The organism is Bacillus sp. FSL K6-3200, assembly GCF_038630485.1.
Classification (GTDB): domain Bacteria; phylum Bacillota; class Bacilli; order Bacillales; family Bacillaceae; genus Bacillus; species Bacillus safensis.
The window spans coordinates 182761-199901 of the sequence record NZ_CP152032.1 but is presented as its reverse complement, the minus strand read 5'-3'; the positions used below and the strand labels follow the sequence as shown (position 1 = coordinate 199901).

Here is a 17141-nt window from a genome sequence, read left to right as displayed (position 1 = left end):
TATGAAGAAAAAAGAAGAAGAGCAGACAATGGATCACGCGGAATACGTTCCGCATCCTGATGGAGAAGGATATGCTTTGTTTTTGCATGATTCCTTTCATCTCCTCTCCCAAGAGGATATGAATCAGCCGGAAGAGGAATAAAAAGATATGAAAGGGCGATGACTGAGCTGTCCATCGCTCTTTTTTTAAAAAGTAAGCGAATACATAAGGATACTGGGCATCTTGCTTATTGACATCATTCCGCTTTTTCTGTAATCTCAGTGTGTTAACAATATGAGACTTCGTTAGGTGAGGCTCCTGTATGGAGATACGCTGCTGCCCAAAAATGTCCAAAGACGCCAATGGGTCAACAGAAATCATCGACATAAGGTGATTTTTAATGCAGCTGGTTTTTATCCTATGCCATACAGTGCTAAAGCTCTACGATTGAAGGAGCAAGTGTTTATTTTGTCATGCTTACAAAGCGCCTTCATTCGGTTGAAGGTGCTTTTTTATGAGAAAAGGAGGTGTGGGGATGGATCATCCCGATTCGAGACACATAGAGAGTATGTCAAAAGATCAGATTGACGCATCAGATAGAGGAGATCCTGACCCCCGCACATTCTAAGGGATTCGGGCATCTCCTGACTTTGGGGAGGTAACAGCGATGATACAGAACATTACGTACGATGAACTCATTTTAAGAATCATTATTTTATTAAGAGATGGCAAACGCAAAGAATTTAAAAACATTATGGAAGAACTTCAGCCATATGATATGGCCTATTTATTTAAAGAACTTCCAGAAAAACACCGCGGTCGTTTCCTCAGCTTTTTAACAGTCGATGATGTGACGGAAATGATGGGTGAGCTTGAGCGCGAATACCAAGAAATTGTGCTTGAAAAAGTAGGGAAAGACAAAGCCACCTTCGTCACAAACAAGATGGATAACGATGACCTAGCCAACTTGTTTGATGAGATGGATGATGAGCTAAAAGATCAGCTTTTATCAAACATGGAGGCTGAGGAATCAAAGGCCGTCCAGCTTCTCATGAATTATCCTGCTGAGACAGCAGGCCGGATCATGACCAACCGGTACGTATGGATCCCTCAGCATTATACGGTTCAGGACGCAGTTGTAAAGCTGAAAAGCTTTGCTGAAATTGCAGAATCAATCAACTATTTATATGTCATTAATGATCAAAAGCAGCTTGTAGGGGTTCTGTCGTACCGCGATCTCATTTTAGGTGAACCAGATGAAAAAGTGCAGGATCTTATGTTTACAAGAGTTATTGCCGTTGGAGCTTTTCAGGATCAGGAAGAAATCGCCAAGCTGATTGAACGGTATGATTTTCTTGCCATTCCTGTTGTGGAAGAGAACAATGTCCTAGTCGGAATCGTCACAGTCGATGATATCATTGATGTCGTCATTCAAGAGGCAGGAGAAGACTATGAGAAGTTCGCTGCCTCTGGTAAAGATATTACGTTCGACACGCCCGCTTTTGTTGCGGCATACCGCCGTCTCCCATGGCTCATTTTGCTCTTATTCATTGGGCTGATTTCAGGCAGTATTTTAAATTATTTTGAAGATACCCTTCAGCAAGTCGTCGCTTTAGCCTTCTTTATGCCGATGATTGCTGGGATGACAGGGAATACAGGGACACAGTCGCTTGCGGTCGTCATTAGAGGTCTTTCAAAAGAGGAATTAACGAAAAAAACCATTGTACGCCTGATTTTTAGAGAGCTCCGAACAAGTATTTACATTGGGATTGTTTGTTCCATCATTATTACAGTCGTGGCAATGGTGTGGCAGGGCAATATGATTTTAGGGTTTGTTGTCGGGTCCTCACTACTTGCTACACTGATTATTGGAACGATGGCAGGTACGATCGTGCCTATTATTTTACACAGATTAAACGTCGACCCTGCGATTGCATCTGGGCCGCTGATTACAACATTGAATGATATTTTATCACTGCTCATCTATTTTGGAATCGCGACAGCGTTCCTCCATACACTTATGTAGCAAGAAGACTGTAAAACATGACGTTTTACAGTCTCAGCGCGCTGACAAACCCTTGCATTCGTTGTCAGTCCTTGCGTGCCGGTGCTCACGAATGTTCAATTCGCTCCGCTCCGGTACTCATCCTTCCTAGACTTCAAAGGTTTTCAGATCGCGCTGAAAGGTAGACAAAGGACTAAAATAAACATCATTTTACCCCTTTGTCCACAATCTATGACTGTAAAACATGACGTTTTACAGTCTTTTTTTGTATAAAGATTGCATATAGCGCTTCCATCCTTTACATTTTAAGGAGAAGGTGGGAGAGAAACATGAAGAAATTCTTATTCATTTTGATGTGTATGTTTTTGCTGAGTGCATGTCAAAGGGAGGACGAGGGGAAAGACCGGAGGCTAGTGGCTGCAGAGCATATGCTTGAAGCCATCACTGAAGGAAATAAAAGAAAAATGGAAGATATCTACGTCGAAGGTGCGGTCCCAAGCCCGAGTGACATTCTGAAACTGAAAAAAGAATGGGGCATAGACACGCTTTCTTATGAGGATTTTCAATTGGAAGAAGCCAGCATTCATGTGTTCCATGCGAATTATGAAGATGACAATACCGGGAAGAAAAAGGCACTTGCCCTGCGGGTGAAAGAAGATCCAGAAAGAGGCGGTGTGCTAATTGACTTTGTAGGGGTTGTTGAAGGATCTGAGGCATCCTCTAAATAAAAGTCAAAGTATATTAAAAGGATAGAAGAGCGGACAGAAATTCGCTCTATCTATCCTCTTTTTTATTACAAAAAAATTATCTATTTCCGATCACACATTAGTTATACCCATTAACTCCATAAAGTGTGAGAGAGCACTGGTCATATAAGAATCGCGGCGCCTTATAAAGACAGTGGGCACTATTCTATGTGGCTCTGGTAATGGGTGACAGGTAAAGCCGCCTTGCATCCGAGATTCAACCATAGATTTTGGTAATACGGTAACTCCCAGCCCGTTTTCGACGCATTTAAGCACGCCCTCTAAAGTACCATATTCCATTACCTTCATAGGAGGATAACCATTGCTCTCTAGCCATTGCTGCCAACGGGCCAAATAGATGCAATGCGCGAATGACGAGAGCAATGGTTCATGTAAAATTGATTCTACCTGGAAATCCTCTGAGGAGTAGCTTGTAATCAGGACCAGAGATTCGTCCAATACAGGATACTCAATAATTTCCGGATGAAGAATGGGCCCATCTACCAATGCGCCGTCTACCTTGTAGTTGAGAATAGCACTAACCTGATCTACTGTAGGTGCCATATACATACTCAATTCTACTTGTGGAAAATTCTTATGATATTCGGAAAAAATTTTTGGCAATCTTGTAGAAGCGGTTGACTCTATAGATCCAATGTGTAAAGTTCCCCGCGGAGTAGAGGAAAGCTTTACTGCCTCTATCGCTTCTTCGAAATCGTAGAGTAATTTGTTTACATAGGGCAATAGTTCTCGTCCTGCAGGTGTTAACGATATCTTCTTATGATATCGATAGAGAAGGGGAACATCTAATTCTTGTTCAAGACGTTGGATTCGTGTCGTAACATTGGACTGCACATAATTTAACTTCTGTGCAGCTTTTGTGATGCTTTGTTCAATTGCAACGGCTTTAAAAACTTCCAAAGATTTAATATCCAAAATAACTCTCCTTTTTTGCATCACAAATTGTGATTAACTATACACTATTTTTTGATTTTACGTGATCCAATGGAATAAGTAAACTTAATGATATAAGAGGTTGATGCTAAGGAGGATGGTGAGGTAGAGAATTTTATCTAGGAAAAGATAAAACAGACGTTACCAATGAATGAGGAGGGAATCTGTTGATTTCAAAGACGAATGTCCAAGAGAAATTTTTGCAAATAAATGATTATTGGAACCCTAGAATAAGCGGGGAATTGAACGATTCATACATTAAAATGGTAAAAATTAAAGGTGAATTCATTTGGCATCACCATGATGACGAGGATGAAATGTTTTTTGTATGTAAAGGGAAGTTGGTCATCCGCTTCAGGGATAGTGAAGTAGCTCTTAATGAAGGAGAGTTTATTGTGATTCCTAAAGGAGTTGAACATCAGCCAATTGCTGAAGAAGAAGTTCATTTGCTATTAATTGAACCCAAAACGACTCTAAACACGGGGAATGTGATCAATGAACGAACCGTTTCGATTCCTGAACGAATCGATGAACACTAAATCGTTGCACTTAACAGGTGCGTTAGTTAAAAAAGAGGCAGCAATTGCTGTCTCTTTTTCATTAAGCAATTGCAACAATCAATACGAACAAAGCTTTTTTAAAGAGTAAGCGATTCGTTATTTGTTTATCGATTTTTATACCGAAAGTGTGCGTTAATCTGGCCTTCCAGCATTTTTTTCTTAAATTGTCCGCTTTTTAGCGCTTGTTCTTTTTTCTTCATGTCTTTTAAAATTTCAGCTGTCTGCACACCGTCTTCCCGTTTGTTGGCGATGTCCATTAAACGTTCAACATCTGCAAAAGAATATTTCCGTGTGCCTCTTGTTGAGCGCTGGGGGTAGATGAGTTTACGTTCCTCATAATATCGGATTTGCCTGACGGAAAGCCCTGTTAATTCACTGACAATCCCGATTGAAATGACTTTTTTATCTTTATAAGATACATCTTCCTGCGTCATACACTCACCCCTGCAAGTCTTTTCTTCATATTATATAGAACGAGAAGTAAAAAAACCTATCGTTTGTTAGAAAATATAACACAAAAACGAAAAAAATGAAAAAATCATGGGAGGAAAGATGACAGGAAGTGTGCAACACACCTTACGACGACATATAATCATGGTGAGTTGACATAGGAGGAGGAGCATATGATGGAGAAAGCACAGATCATACGTATGGCAAAAGAAATCATCGCATTAGATGTGAAGAGGGATGAATTGCTCGAGCAATTCATGCAGGCTGCAGGTCAGAATGCACATGCGCTTCTAAGAGCCATGCAAAATGATTTGTATAAGAAGTCTTCATAAGCACCCGATCCAAATCACTTGATAGGAGGGGATAATCGGTGCGGCGTATATTAAAAGAAGCTTTAGCAAAAGAAAGACATTATTATACGAAGCAGCTATGTTCATTGGGGGTTTACAGCCCTGATACAGCCAAGAACATGACAATTAGTGACTTAAAAAAAGAGTATCATTTCTTTTTCAACAAAACAGAGCGCTATCTGTAAAAATCCCTTGGAATGTGCGTATGTCACATAAAGGGTTCTTTTTTTGTGTTTAATATTATAGCAATATTGAATTTTGTAGAAATTTGGCGAATGAAGTGCAAGAAACTATAGATTCTTTACAGATTATGTTAAAGTGTGTCGCATCTTGATGGTTTGCTGAAAAAGCTTTTTTTCGAGATGATTGTGAAAAATAAGAAGGATTTTAAAAGTTTATATCGAAAACTTATACATAACACGAATGGAGTCACTTATGTGGTTGAAAGGGTTTTCAAAAACGTACTTCTATTTTTTACGAAAGGCTCCAACTGCACCGCAAGACAGCCTTGAAGTTAAAAAAATATTATAAGAGGTAGATATGTGATGAGACTATCGTTTAATGAAGAAGAAGTAGAACGCTCAATGACGCTTTACAAGGTTTTTGCAAGAGCATTTAAAAGCGTTTCAGAACACAGTATTAGAGACAGCAAAGAGCATGGGTTTAATCCAACTGAATTTGCCGTTCTTGAATTACTGTACACAAGAGGTGCTCAAAAGCTTCAGCAAATCGGCTCAAGACTCCTGCTTGTCAGCGGGAATGTGACGTACGTAATTGACAAATTAGAACGAAATGGTTTCATTGAAAGAGAACAGGACCCCAAGGATAAACGGTCGGTTTATGCCCATTTAACGGATAAAGGGCGAAGTTATCTTGACAAGATTTATCCGATCCACTCTCTTCGGATTGCGCGTGCATTCTCTGGTCTGACGCGTGAAGAACAAGAGCAATTGATTAGTCTATTGAAAAAAGCAGGTATTCACAGTCAGCATTTATTATTTAGATAAAACGAAAAGGTGCCATTATTGGCACCTTTTTAAATTGTTGACAAAGGGCTAAAGTGATCTTAATTTTAGCCCTTTGTCTTCTTCTCAGCTCAGCGTGACAGAAAACCTTTGAAGTCTAGGAAGGACGAGTACCGGAGCGAAGCGAATTAAGCATTCGTGAGCACCGGCACGCAGGATTGACACCGAATGCGAGGGTTTGTCTGCACGCTGGAAGGTGCCATCATTGGCACCTTTTTTATGTGTCAAGATGCGCCGGATAGGCGATGAATTTTTCAATATCGCTTGCTGGCAGCGGCTTGGCATAATAAAACCCTTGCAGGTCGTCACAGCCCTGGGCAGATAATAGCTGGGCCTGTGCAAATGTTTCAACACCTTCTGCTATCACTTCGAGAGATAATTGGTGTCCCATCGCTATAATCGCCCCTGTAATCTGTTCAGACTTTGAATCACTTAAAATATCCTCAATAAAGGATTTATCAATTTTCAGTCGATGAATAGGTAAATCCTTTAAATAGCTTAAGGAGCTGTGGCCTGTGCCGAAATCATCAATACTAATGCGGACGCCAAGCTGTTTCAGCGACGTTAACACCTGTTTGGATTGCTTGATATTGTCCATTGTCATACTTTCTGTGACTTCAAGCTCCAAGAGTGACGGTTTCAGATCGTATTTTTTGAGTGTCAGCTTGATCAAATCAATTAAGTCTTCAGAATTGAATTGTTTCGCAGATAAATTGACAGCCACAGGGATCTTTAGCCCAGCGTCATACCACATTTTTGCCTGCTTTCCAGCTGTATCAATGACCCATCTGCCAATATCGATGATCAGTCCTGATTCCTCTGCCAGCTCAATAAAAGCCTCAGGTGACTTTAAGGAACCATCGGGTGCCTTCATTCTTAAAAGGGCTTCAACCCCAGTCATTTTTCTTGTTTTGGCACTGACTTGCGGCTGGTAGTGAAGGACAAATTGTTCTCTTTGAATAGCATCCCTCAGCTCCAGCTCCCGGTTTAACCTGTCCTCACTCAATCTTTCCATGGATTCGGTAAAGAACTCATATCGGCTTTGCTTATGTTTTTTGGATAAATACATGGCCATATCGGCTTTTCTCATCAGCTCCATCCCGTTTTTGCCATTTTGCGGAGAGATGGCGATCCCAATGCTGATTGATGTAATGAGCTGATGGTTCTGGATAAAAAAAGGACGTTCAAATTGATGGATGATATTTTTAGAAAATTGTTCGATTTTATATGTATCATGATCCATGTGAGGAAAGATCATTAAAAATTCATCACCGCCAAGTCTTGCGATAAAGCCATTGTCCGGTAAACATTGCGTCAGTCTGTTTGCGGCAGCTTTCAGCAGTAAGTCTCCTATGTTATGACCAAGTGCATCATTAATAATTTTAAAACGATTTAAGTCCAGAAACAGAACTGCTGTTGATGTTTTTGAATTTTCTTGAGCGGAGAGAACATCATTTAAATGATTGATGCCGTGGCGGCGGTTAGGAAGCTCTGTTAATGCATCATAATGTGCCATCACATGAATTTCTTTTTCTGCAATCCGCTGCTGCGTTAAATCTTTTAAAACAAGATAAATGCTGTCGAGTGAATTGTTCACATGAACAGGTATGTAAGTGACATGGTAATAATAAAAACGATCTGCTGCTTTCAGTTCTGCTTCGCGTGTGGTGGCTTTTTTTGACTGAGAAATAAATTCTTCCCACAAATCAGTCGGCATGACATATTGGCTGACATCATCACCAATCTTAGAATTGCACAACTCTAAGATTTGTTTACCAGAGTCATTTGCAGAAAGAACCTTTCGATCGACAGATAACACGATAATGCCGTCTATATTATGTTTGATGAGTGATTGAAACCGCTGTTCATTTTCTTTCAGCTGATCTGACTGCGTCATGATCCGGTGATCAATATAGGCACCAAAGATCATTAGCGTTTGGACAATAAGTGTCATCAATCCGATGAAAATCGACAGACTGAATGGTGACATTTCAAGAAAACCACCTGCAGCGGCCTGTCCATTTGAATGATAAAACATGGTAGAGGCAGCCATACCAGTATAATGCATGCCTGCTATAGCACCACCCATCAAGATTGAACCAAGGCTCTTTAAAAGATAATTCTTCCGTTTACTTTTAATGCGCTCAACACGAAAGAAGAGCATCAATGAAAAGTAGGAGGCAATGGCAGCAATGAAAAATGAAAGAAAAAAGAGGACTGGATCATAGCTGATTGAGACATTGGCCATTGATTCCATTCCAAGATAATGCATGCTGCAAATCGCTGTCCCCATGGTGATTGAACTAATGAGCAGCCGTCTTCTAGAGACCTGCTTTTGAATGCATATTGAAAAAGCAATCAAGGATCCGATAAATGAGGCCAAAATTGATAAAATCAGTAATGATGTATCATATGTAATGCCAATACGCATTTGAAATGCCATCATGCCAATAAAATGCATCGACCATATCCCCATTCCCATGATCATTGCACCAATGACCAGCCATACCTTTTTCTTTGCACCGCTTGACTGTGCTACCCTGCTGGCTATATGAAGAGCTGAGTAGGAGGCGACAGCGGCGACAGCGATTGACAGAAAGACAAGCCATCCATTGTAGCTTCCTGTTAAATGGGTCATGTAAGAAAACCTCCTGTATCTTAAAACAGACATATACTTAATATATCGGATCGAATCGCTTCTGTGTTCACCTTTCCTTCATTTAAATAGAACAATCAACGTTTTTTTCATCCTTCTTTTATAGTAAAATCAAATTTAATGTAAAAAAACGACGAAAAGCGAATCGTTTCTTCGGTTTTATTCGTTTAATATATGGTGTGATTCTAAAAGAGATAGAATCAGTCAAATGATTATGTGTGAAAGGGATTGATAAACATCGAAGATTTTATTATTTCTTTAGCTGATGCCTTTAAGAACTTGTCATACTTTGGCATCTTCCTCGCATTATGCATTGAATTTGTACCTGCTGAAGTGGTTTTGCCTCTTGCGGGTTACTGGGTCTCAGAAGGGGACATGGCCTTTATCGGAGTTGTGGCGGCCGGCTCCATTGGCGGCGTGGCTGGCCCTTTGACCTTGTACTGGTTAGGACGTTACGGCGGCAGACCCTTTTTAAATAAATATGGAAAGTACTTTTTTATAAAACCTGAGTCGCTTGATAAATCGGATGCATTCTTTGAGAAGCATGGCGGATTCGTCGCATTCAGCGGCCGGTTTATACCAGGGGTTAGGACGCTTATCTCCATCCCGTGCGGTATTGCCAAGATGAATGTGTGGGTCTTTTGTCTGTATACGTTTTTGGCAATTACACCAATTACGTTTGTGTATGTGTATCTTGGATTTATGCTCGGAGAGAACTGGAAAGAGGTTGGCGCCATCTTAGATCCATATCTTTTACCAATTGGGATCGGTGTTGTGTTATTGTTTGTTCTCTACTTATTGCTCAAACGAAGAAAAAGAAAAACAGAAACGCCAACTGCCTAATCAATGGATTGGAACGAAAGTCACCTGTTGACAATCGAGTGTCTATTGATTATGATATAAGTAATCTAAATATTCTAAATCCCACCAAAGGGGAGTAGCGTCCGGTTTTTACCGGAAACAAAGTCGTCATTACATGGACTGATGTTCATCGGCTTTGTTGGCATGATTCTACATATCACATGTCTAGCAAGACCTTTGCCATTACAGGCAAAGGTCTTTTTTGCATTCATAAGCCTTTGTCTGTTGTGGGACAATAGATAAAAACAAGGAGGAATGATGATGGATGCAGCTATAATTTTAGAGTACGGGTGGGTTCTGCTCGTACTGATTGGATTAGAAGGGATTTTAGCAGCTGATAACGCGCTGGTCATGGCCGTGATGGTCAAACACCTTCCTGAAAAACAAAGGAAAAAGGCACTGTTTTACGGACTTGCAGGTGCGTTTGTCATGCGATTTGGTTCTCTGTTTCTTATTTCGTTTTTAGTGGATGTATGGCAAGTTCAAGCCATTGGCGCAATTTATCTTCTTTATATTTCCATTCACCATATTTTAAAATCGCACGTATTTAAGAAAAAGGAAGCTGAAACAAACGTAAAACAAAGCGGCTTCTGGGCAACAGTCGTGAAAGTAGAGCTTGCCGACATTGCTTTTGCTGTAGATTCCATTTTAGCGGCAGTCGCTTTAGCTGTGACACTGCCAGCAACAAGTCTTCCGCAAATCGGTGGACTTGATGGGGGTCAATTTATTGTCATTCTTTTAGGCGGTATCATTGGTCTTGTCATTATGCGATTTGCAGCAACTGTCTTTGTGAAACTGCTCAAAACAAGACCGAGCCTAGAAACAGCAGCATTTGTCATTGTCGGATGGGTAGGGGTGAAGCTCACGCTTTATACACTGTCACATCCAGCCATTGGGGTCGTATCATCTCATTTTATCCATTCAACATTATGGAAAGTCATTTTCTGGACAGTGCTTCTCGCAATTGCAGCATTTGGCTGGTTTTTATCAAATCCATCAAGAAAAGGCGGGCAGGAAAACGAGGAGAAACAAGAGGTACGCCTAGGAGAGTAGGTTTTTTGAAAGAAATATCATTTCATTTTCATAACACGTATATTACAAATAAGGGGGAGATACCCCCTTATTTCTTTGCTTTTAGACGAAACATTGTAAAGTAGATGGTGACATACATGTCATAATTGAGTAACAGGAAATGAATTCCTCATTTCTTCCTTTGCGCTTCCCTCATAAATTAGCTATCATAAATGAGTAATATAGGGAGAACTGAGGTGAAACCATTGCTTAGCCTTTTGTTTAAAAAAGGAAAGAAAAAGCAAACATTAGAGCAGTCGGCTATCAGTATCCAACAAGGTGATACCGAGCTGCAAAATGCATTAATAGAGCAATACAAACCATTTGTCGCTAAGACGGTTTCATCCGTTTGTAAACGATATATAGATGAAAAAGATGATGAATTCAGCATAGGCTTAATTGCCTTTAATGAAGCGATAGAAAAATACTCTGCCGAAAAAGGAAACTCTCTGCTTGCTTTCGCAGAATTAATTATTAAAAGAAAAGTGATCGATTATATTCGAAAAGAAGCGAGAAATGCGCCAACGGTTCAAATGGACCTGCAAGAAAGTGAGAATGGCGAATACTCTCAAAGCATGATTGAAGCAGAGCTCTCTGCAAATGAATATAGGCGTTTAATTGAACAAGAACATAGAAGAGAAGAGATTGAACATTTTAAAGAACGATTGAAAGTATACGGTCTCACGTTTCAAGAGCTGCTTGAGCATTCACCAAAGCATGCAGATGCCAGGCAGAATGCCATTAAAGTAGCCCATACACTCGTTGAACACGATGAGCTGAGAACCATTTTATTTCAGAAAAAACAATTGCCCGTCAAACAGCTGGAAAAGCTAGTGGAAGTCAGCCGCAAAACGATTGAGAGAAATAGAAAATATATCATTGCGATGGCGATTATTATGACAGGTGATTATGTGTATTTGAAAGATTACCTTAAAGGGGTGCTTAATTCATGAGAAGAGGCATTATAGTAGAGAAAAACAAAAAATATGTCACGCTGCTGACCCCTGATGGACAATTTCTGCGGACAAAATATGAACAGCAACACTATGAAATCGGCCAAGAAGTGACATTTCCGAATGAATCACGTCTCGAAAGAAAAAGAGCCGGTTTTTTTGACCTGCTTCGTTTACGTCCATTAAATGCAGGAATTTTATCAATTGCAGCGATTATTGTCGTAATTTTTACTATGATGCCATCTTTCTCAAGTCAAAAAGCATATGCATATATGACAATTGACATTAACCCAAGCTTTGAGCTGAAGCTTGATCACAATTATCAAGTGATCGGTGTCACACCGCTGAATAAAGATGCGAAGCAAGTACTGGCGAGTATGAAGGATTTAGAAAAAAACGACATGACCAAAGTCGTGCAGGAAATTATAGATGACTGTGACAAAAAAGGATATGTGAACGACTCTAAAAGTATTTATATTTCAACCGTTTATGAAAACAAGCAGGACAATACATATAAAACAAACGTAAAAAGCAAAATTAACACCATTTCTGGTGAATATCAAAAACGCAATTATAAGCTGGAAACTGTGGAAAGTGACCTGGAAACGAGAGAAAAAGCTCAAAAGGCAGGCATTTCAACAGGAACATATATTAGAAATCAAGAAATGCAAGACAAAGAACATGAAGACATCAAAAAGGATGAAGACGCAGCAGAGGATGATGCTGTGAAGGAAGAAGATCCTAAGAATGATGAAGAACAAGCAGATAAAGACAAACAAGAAGAAGTAAAGACAGACGATAGCGAAGAGATGCAGCCAGATCAAGAGGCTCCTGAAGCTGAGGACAAAGAGCAGAAGGAGGCAGAGAGGGAAGAGCAAGGATCTGTTCAAAAGCCTCAAAAACCTGATGATGAAAGCAAAGACAAAAAGATAAAGGAAGAAAAGGATCCTTCTTTCGATAAAGAGCAAAAAAAAAATCACTCAACTGACCCTGACGAAAGAAGAAACTGGAACGGCACATCACGTGGTGATGCAGAAAAACATGCAAAAAAAAACGGCAGGGATCAGAACAATCCGGCCGCTGAACGAAAAAGAGAACATGCAAAGGAAAAAGGGAAAGGTGCACCGTTTCCTTATCGCGAGAACCGGCATGAGCACACATATGAACAATAAAAAACGCCAGAATAGCTCCGGCGTATTTCACCATGTCATTATTTAGATTGATTGCCCATTTGTGATTGAGCCTGTTGAACGAGTCTTTTTGTGATTTCACCGCCAACAGAACCGTTTGCACGTGAGACTGTATCTGAACCGAGAGTGACGCCAAATTCTTGCGCGATCTCGTATTTAAATTGATCTAAAGCTTGTTCTACTCCAGGAACAAGAAGTTGATTTCGATTTGCCATGTCATATTCCTCCTTTCACCTCATGTTTGTTGCGCCTTCTTATTTTGAAAAAAACGGCGTGCAATTATGCTGGCAATTGCTGTACAAAAAAACCGAGGTGATGGAAGTCACCTCGGTTCTTATTTATCCCTTATTCAGCTGCAGCGTATTAAACATCATTTCTTGTGCGGTACTTTGCAAATGAGAAGTAAAGACAGAGAAGACGGTAGAACTGATAATGCCTTTAATCAAATTCCATTGGCTCTTCGTCAATTCTGAAAACTTGTCATGGAGCTTATCTGTCTGCTCTTCGGTTATTTCTCGTAAATTTGTTTCCTTTAATGGAAATTGAGTATGGTGATAAATAAAATCAAGGACGTGCGCATAAGCTTCATAAAAACGGATTGGACTAATAATATCATCTGTTCGATCTGTGATGGTGTTAAATAAGGCAGATAAGATCATACGAATGGCATCGAAGTCAAAAACTGATTTTAAATCCCTGACAATTAATAAAATAACGACCTGATCAATAGAGTACTTCTTGCCAAGCTCCGGATGGCCAATCATATCTTTAATATCACGTTTGATCCAATTTTGAATCGCCGTCGATTTAAGAGAAGTCAGCTCACACAAGTTGCCAAGCTCAACAATTTCATTTGTAGAAAGTCCATGCTCTGATTTTTGCTTCCGCCGTTCAAGCTTCTCAAAAAAAGAAGGGATCTTTATTTCATCATAGTCATGATCCTTGCCATTTTTTACAGATAGTTTTAAAAGCTGAAGCGGAGTCAGATCTCCCTCTCCTTTTAGAGAATACAGAAGTCTTGTCATGTCAATTCTCGTTAATTTAAAAGTAACCATGTTCCACCTCATTTGTACGTCAAAAACGTGATTATTGATCTAATTCAACATCATAGTCTCTTTTTGATGAAAATGCAAAATAAACTAAAAATCAGGCCGGTGCGTCACAATTTGTTCACTTTTCTGCTGGTGCAAATGTCGTAAATATTGAAGTGGCGGGGCTTTAGCCGTTAAGATATACAGAGAAAATGATTCCTTTTTCCTTGCAATTTGAGACGTTTATTTTTATAATTTTATTAATAAGTTCATTTGAACTTAATATGACAGCGGAGGTTATGTATGGGTAAGAGAATATTTCTGTTTATATTAACGAACATTCTTGTTATCACTACGATTGGTATTGTACTCTCGGTTATTAGTGCAGCAACTGGTGTTGGTTCTTATATAGGAGCAGATGGAAGACTTAATATCCTTTATCTTCTTGTATTCAGTGCAGTTGTCGGTTTTGTTGGCTCGTTTATGTCACTTGCAATGTCTCGCTGGATGGCAAAAATGATGATGGGTGTGCGTGTGTTAAATCCTGAAAAGGATTCATTAACATATGATGAGCAGCAGCTTGTTGACCGCGTGCACAGACTTTCAAGAGCAGCAGGCCTTTCTAAAATGCCTGAGGTTGGTATTTATCAATCATCTGAAGTAAATGCATTTGCAACAGGTCCTTCTAAGAGAAGATCACTTGTTGCGGTATCAACTGGATTGCTTCATGAAATGGATGATGCAGCAGTTGAAGGCGTAATCGCCCACGAAGTCGCTCACGTTGCAAATGGTGACATGGTGACGATGACGCTGCTTCAAGGAATTGTCAACACGTTTGTTGTGTTCCTTTCAAGAATTGCGGCATGGATCGCAAGCCGTTTTGTTTCACGTGAAGAGCTTGTGCCGATTGTTCACTTTATCGCTGTGATTGTTTTCCAAATCATTTTCTCTATCCTAGGAAGCCTTGTCGTGTTTGCATATTCTAGACACCGTGAATTCCATGCAGACCGCGGCGGAGCCGACCTTGCGGGTAAAGACAAAATGATTCATGCACTTCGTTCACTTGAGGCGTACACGTCAAGAATCAAAGATGATGATCAAACAGCAGTGGCTACGCTGAAAATCAGCGGTAAACGAAAAGCTTCTCTTTTCTCAACACACCCTGATTTAAACGAAAGAATCAGAAGACTAGAAGCAAAATAAGAAAGACAAAAGACATTCTTTTACAGGATGTCTTTTTCTTTTTGATGAAAAAGTAAATAAAGCATAAAATAGCTTTAAAATCATGTCTCTTTTCATTAAAATGATAAAGGTATTCGAAAAGATAGATAAAAGAAGGAATGACAATGAATCCTATAAAAAAGCTAATTGACCGGCTGTCAGCGTTTCAGTTGATTGCCCTTTATTATTTTCTTGCTGTGACCGTATCGTTTATTCTTCTCAGCCTTCCAGTGGCTCATCAAGAGGGAGTCAAATGGACATTCATTGATGCGTTATTCACAGCGGTGAGTGCTGTAAGTGTCACAGGACTGACTGTTGTCGACACCTCACAAACATTTAGTGTGACAGGGATGTGGATCCTTGCGTTTGTTCTGCAAATTGGAGGCATCGGCATTATGACGCTCGGTACCTTCGTATGGCTTGTCATGCGAAAAAGAATTGGAATTAAAGAAAGAAAGCTCATCATGGCAGATCAAAATCAAAGCAATTTATCAGGAATTGTGAAACTAATGAAGCAGGTTTTATATTTGATTTTGCTGATTGAGTTTGTCGGCGGGCTGATTTTAAGCATGTATTTTCTCAAATATTACGATGTGCAAGGAGCTTTCTTACATGGCTTCTTCTCGAGTATTAGTGCGACAACCAATGGAGGCTTCGATATTACAGGGAGCTCTCTTATCCCTTACAAAGATGATTATTTTGTCCAGTTTATTACGATGCTGCTGATTATCTTTGGAGCGATTGGTTTTCCTGTGCTCGTGGAAGTGAAGGATTATTTGTTCAATCAGGACCGAAAGCACGCATCGTTCTCATTGTTTACAAAAATCACAACGCTCACGTTCGGCTGCCTTGTCGTTGTTGGAGCGATTGGAATCTATGCACTTGAAGCCGGGTTTAGCTTTGTAGGGAAAAGCTGGCATGAAATTTTGTTTTATTCTTTGTTTCAATCGACTGCAACAAGAAGCGGGGGGCTGACAACGTTAGATATTACACAGCTGACCGAACCGACGCTTTTATTCTTATGTATGCTCATGTTTATCGGGGCTTCCCCAAGCTCTGTGGGGGGCGGAATTCGGACAACTACGTTTGCCCTTAATTTACTCGCATTGTTTCATTATGCTAGGGGAAATAAGTCCATAAAAATCTTCAAGAGGGAGCTTCATCAAGCGGATATTAATAAATCCCTTATGGTGACCATGATGGCCTTTATTTTGGTTTTTGGCGCTACGTTCCTGTTATCCTTAACAGAGCATAATACACTTCTTGAAAATTTATTTGAAGTTTGCTCTGCTTTCGGAACAACGGGGCTGTCGCTTGGGATCACCTCAGATCTCACTGTCTTTGGTAAATGTATCATCATGGTTGTCATGTTTATTGGACGGATCGGCATTCCAAGCTTTTTATATTTAATAGGCCGAAGAGAAAGCGAAGCAAATTATCATTATCCGAAAGAGCGCGTCATCATCGGCTAAACAGCATTCCATTTGAATGCTGTTTTTTTATTTCCATTATCTAACTGGCTAAATTTTATGCGATGTTCGCAATCTATAGGTAAGAGGTGAACGAGACGTGCTGGATGTGTTATGGAAAGCAATTGTCATGCTGTTAGTTGGTACCTTGCTGCTGAGAATAGCAGGGCCTAAATCCATTAGTCAATTAACTGTACAACAAACAGTGATTATGATTTCAATCGGATCGATTATTATCCAACCCTTTATTGAGCATAATTTACTTGAAACCATATATGCAGCTACCATCTTTATTGTGGCACTTGTCATTATGGAGAAGCTGTCGATACAATCGGATTTTTTTGAAAAATTGCTTTCAGGCAAATCGGTCGTGATTTTACAGGATGGCGAAATGCTTGATCATAAGCTGAAGAAAACAAGGCTCACAAGGGATCAATTTAAAATGCGTTTAAAGCAGCAAGGCATCACTGACATCAGCAGTCTCAAAAAAGCCACGCTAGAAGCCAATGGACAAATTGGCTTTGAGTTAAAACCTGAGGAAAAGCCAGTGACGGTCAAGCAAATGAAGGAACTCCTTGACCAATTAAGAGAAGAACTAAACCTGTCAAAAAAGGACTGA

18 protein-coding genes, 1 pseudogene and 2 riboswitches are annotated in these 17141 nt (G+C 40.0%); of the genes and pseudogenes, 14 read left to right on the top strand and 5 right to left on the bottom strand.

The genetic code is table 11. The features are described 5' to 3' along the window. The first annotated feature begins 1 nt into the window (after nt 1). From MHI60_RS01035 to MHI60_RS01025, 3 genes are all read left to right on the top strand, one after another. Entirely contained in the window at nt 2-142 is a 141-nt protein-coding gene (locus MHI60_RS01035) for a hypothetical protein (protein ID WP_003212346.1), read from the top strand. Nucleotides 143-274: 132 nt separating this feature from the next. Then, nucleotides 275-439, top strand: a riboswitch (M-box (ykoK) riboswitch). Between the two features lie 208 nt (nt 440-647). Next, a complete protein-coding gene (gene mgtE / locus MHI60_RS01030) occupies nt 648-2006 on the top strand; it encodes a magnesium transporter (RefSeq protein WP_048238682.1) in 1359 nt (452 codons plus the stop codon). Between the two features lie 308 nt (nt 2007-2314). Then, nucleotides 2315-2713 carry a hypothetical protein gene (locus MHI60_RS01025; protein ID WP_144485091.1) on the top strand — a complete coding sequence of 133 codons (399 nt, stop codon included), beginning with the start codon at nt 2315-2317 and terminating at the stop codon, nt 2711-2713. 90 nt (nt 2714-2803) lie between these two features. Here the strand turns inward: MHI60_RS01025 and MHI60_RS01020 are convergent, their stop codons facing one another. After that, nucleotides 2804-3667: a LysR family transcriptional regulator gene (locus tag MHI60_RS01020; protein WP_144485093.1), complete on the bottom strand. Its 864-nt coding sequence runs from the start codon at nt 3665-3667 to the stop codon at nt 2804-2806. 185 nt (nt 3668-3852) lie between these two features. Between MHI60_RS01020 and MHI60_RS01015 the strand changes: the two genes are divergently transcribed. Further along, a complete protein-coding gene (locus MHI60_RS01015) occupies nt 3853-4224 on the top strand; it encodes a cupin domain-containing protein (RefSeq protein ID WP_144470296.1) in 372 nt (123 codons plus the stop codon). A gap of 125 nt (nt 4225-4349) precedes the next feature. Here the strand turns inward: MHI60_RS01015 and MHI60_RS01010 are convergent, their stop codons facing one another. After that, complete coding sequence (locus MHI60_RS01010; protein ID WP_024424656.1) at nt 4350-4679, bottom strand: MerR family transcriptional regulator; 330 nt, start codon at nt 4677-4679, stop codon at nt 4350-4352. A gap of 192 nt (nt 4680-4871) precedes the next feature. Between MHI60_RS01010 and MHI60_RS01005 the strand changes: the two genes are divergently transcribed. The 3 genes from MHI60_RS01005 (at nt 4872) to MHI60_RS00995 (ending at nt 6052) form a co-directional block, all read left to right on the top strand. Beyond that, nucleotides 4872-5027: a hypothetical protein gene (locus tag MHI60_RS01005; protein ID WP_095408316.1), complete on the top strand. Its 156-nt coding sequence runs from the start codon at nt 4872-4874 to the stop codon at nt 5025-5027. 38 nt (nt 5028-5065) lie between these two features. Continuing rightward, entirely contained in the window at nt 5066-5230 is a 165-nt protein-coding gene (locus tag MHI60_RS01000) for a hypothetical protein (RefSeq protein ID WP_048238687.1), read from the top strand. Nucleotides 5231-5587: 357 nt separating this feature from the next. Beyond that, the gene (locus tag MHI60_RS00995; protein WP_095408317.1) at nt 5588-6052 is read left to right on the top strand and encodes a MarR family transcriptional regulator; all 465 of its coding nucleotides are present in this window, start codon (nt 5588-5590) and stop codon (nt 6050-6052) included. A gap of 235 nt (nt 6053-6287) precedes the next feature. Here MHI60_RS00995 and MHI60_RS00990 read toward each other — a convergent pair whose 3' ends face one another. Beyond that, nucleotides 6288-8708, bottom strand: a complete 2421-nt coding sequence (locus tag MHI60_RS00990; protein ID WP_144485095.1) for an EAL domain-containing protein — start codon at nt 8706-8708, stop codon at nt 6288-6290. A gap of 246 nt (nt 8709-8954) precedes the next feature. Here MHI60_RS00990 and MHI60_RS00985 point away from each other — a divergent pair, with 246 nt between their 5' ends. From MHI60_RS00985 to MHI60_RS00970, 4 genes and pseudogenes are all read left to right on the top strand, one after another. Continuing rightward, nucleotides 8955-9569, top strand: coding sequence for a DedA family protein (locus MHI60_RS00985; RefSeq protein WP_039178042.1), 615 nt, complete (start codon nt 8955-8957; stop codon nt 9567-9569). Between the two features lie 77 nt (nt 9570-9646). Beyond that, nucleotides 9647-9753: riboswitch (yybP-ykoY riboswitch) on the top strand. Continuing rightward, nucleotides 9749-10640 (top strand): annotated as a pseudogene (locus MHI60_RS00980) (TerC family protein). Its footprint overlaps the riboswitch before it by 5 nt. A gap of 215 nt (nt 10641-10855) precedes the next feature. Next, nucleotides 10856-11611: an RNA polymerase sigma factor SigI gene (gene sigI, locus MHI60_RS00975; protein ID WP_048238693.1), complete on the top strand. Its 756-nt coding sequence runs from the start codon at nt 10856-10858 to the stop codon at nt 11609-11611. After that, entirely contained in the window at nt 11608-12783 is a 1176-nt protein-coding gene (locus MHI60_RS00970; RefSeq protein ID WP_144485097.1) for an anti-sigma factor domain-containing protein, read from the top strand. The genes sigI and MHI60_RS00970 overlap by 4 nt, the downstream gene beginning before the upstream one ends. A gap of 38 nt (nt 12784-12821) precedes the next feature. Here MHI60_RS00970 and MHI60_RS00965 read toward each other — a convergent pair whose 3' ends face one another. Then, the gene (locus MHI60_RS00965) at nt 12822-13016 is read right to left on the bottom strand and encodes an alpha/beta-type small acid-soluble spore protein (RefSeq protein ID WP_024424662.1); all 195 of its coding nucleotides are present in this window, start codon (nt 13014-13016) and stop codon (nt 12822-12824) included. A 123-nt stretch (nt 13017-13139) separates the two neighbouring features. Further along, nucleotides 13140-13856 carry a DUF1836 domain-containing protein gene (locus tag MHI60_RS00960; protein WP_095408321.1) on the bottom strand — a complete coding sequence of 239 codons (717 nt, stop codon included), beginning with the start codon at nt 13854-13856 and terminating at the stop codon, nt 13140-13142. Nucleotides 13857-14135: 279 nt separating this feature from the next. Here MHI60_RS00960 and htpX point away from each other — a divergent pair, with 279 nt between their 5' ends. The 3 genes from htpX to MHI60_RS00945 all read left to right on the top strand — a co-directional run bounded on the left by htpX (nt 14136) and on the right by MHI60_RS00945 (nt 17141). After that, the gene (htpX, locus tag MHI60_RS00955; protein ID WP_024424664.1) at nt 14136-15035 is read left to right on the top strand and encodes a protease HtpX; all 900 of its coding nucleotides are present in this window, start codon (nt 14136-14138) and stop codon (nt 15033-15035) included. Nucleotides 15036-15178: 143 nt separating this feature from the next. Next, nucleotides 15179-16525 (top strand): TrkH family potassium uptake protein, encoded by a 1347-nt coding sequence (locus tag MHI60_RS00950; protein WP_080780797.1) that lies wholly within the window; start codon nt 15179-15181, stop codon nt 16523-16525. 97 nt (nt 16526-16622) lie between these two features. Then, nucleotides 16623-17141, top strand: coding sequence for a YetF domain-containing protein (locus MHI60_RS00945; RefSeq protein WP_095408322.1), 519 nt, complete (start codon nt 16623-16625; stop codon nt 17139-17141).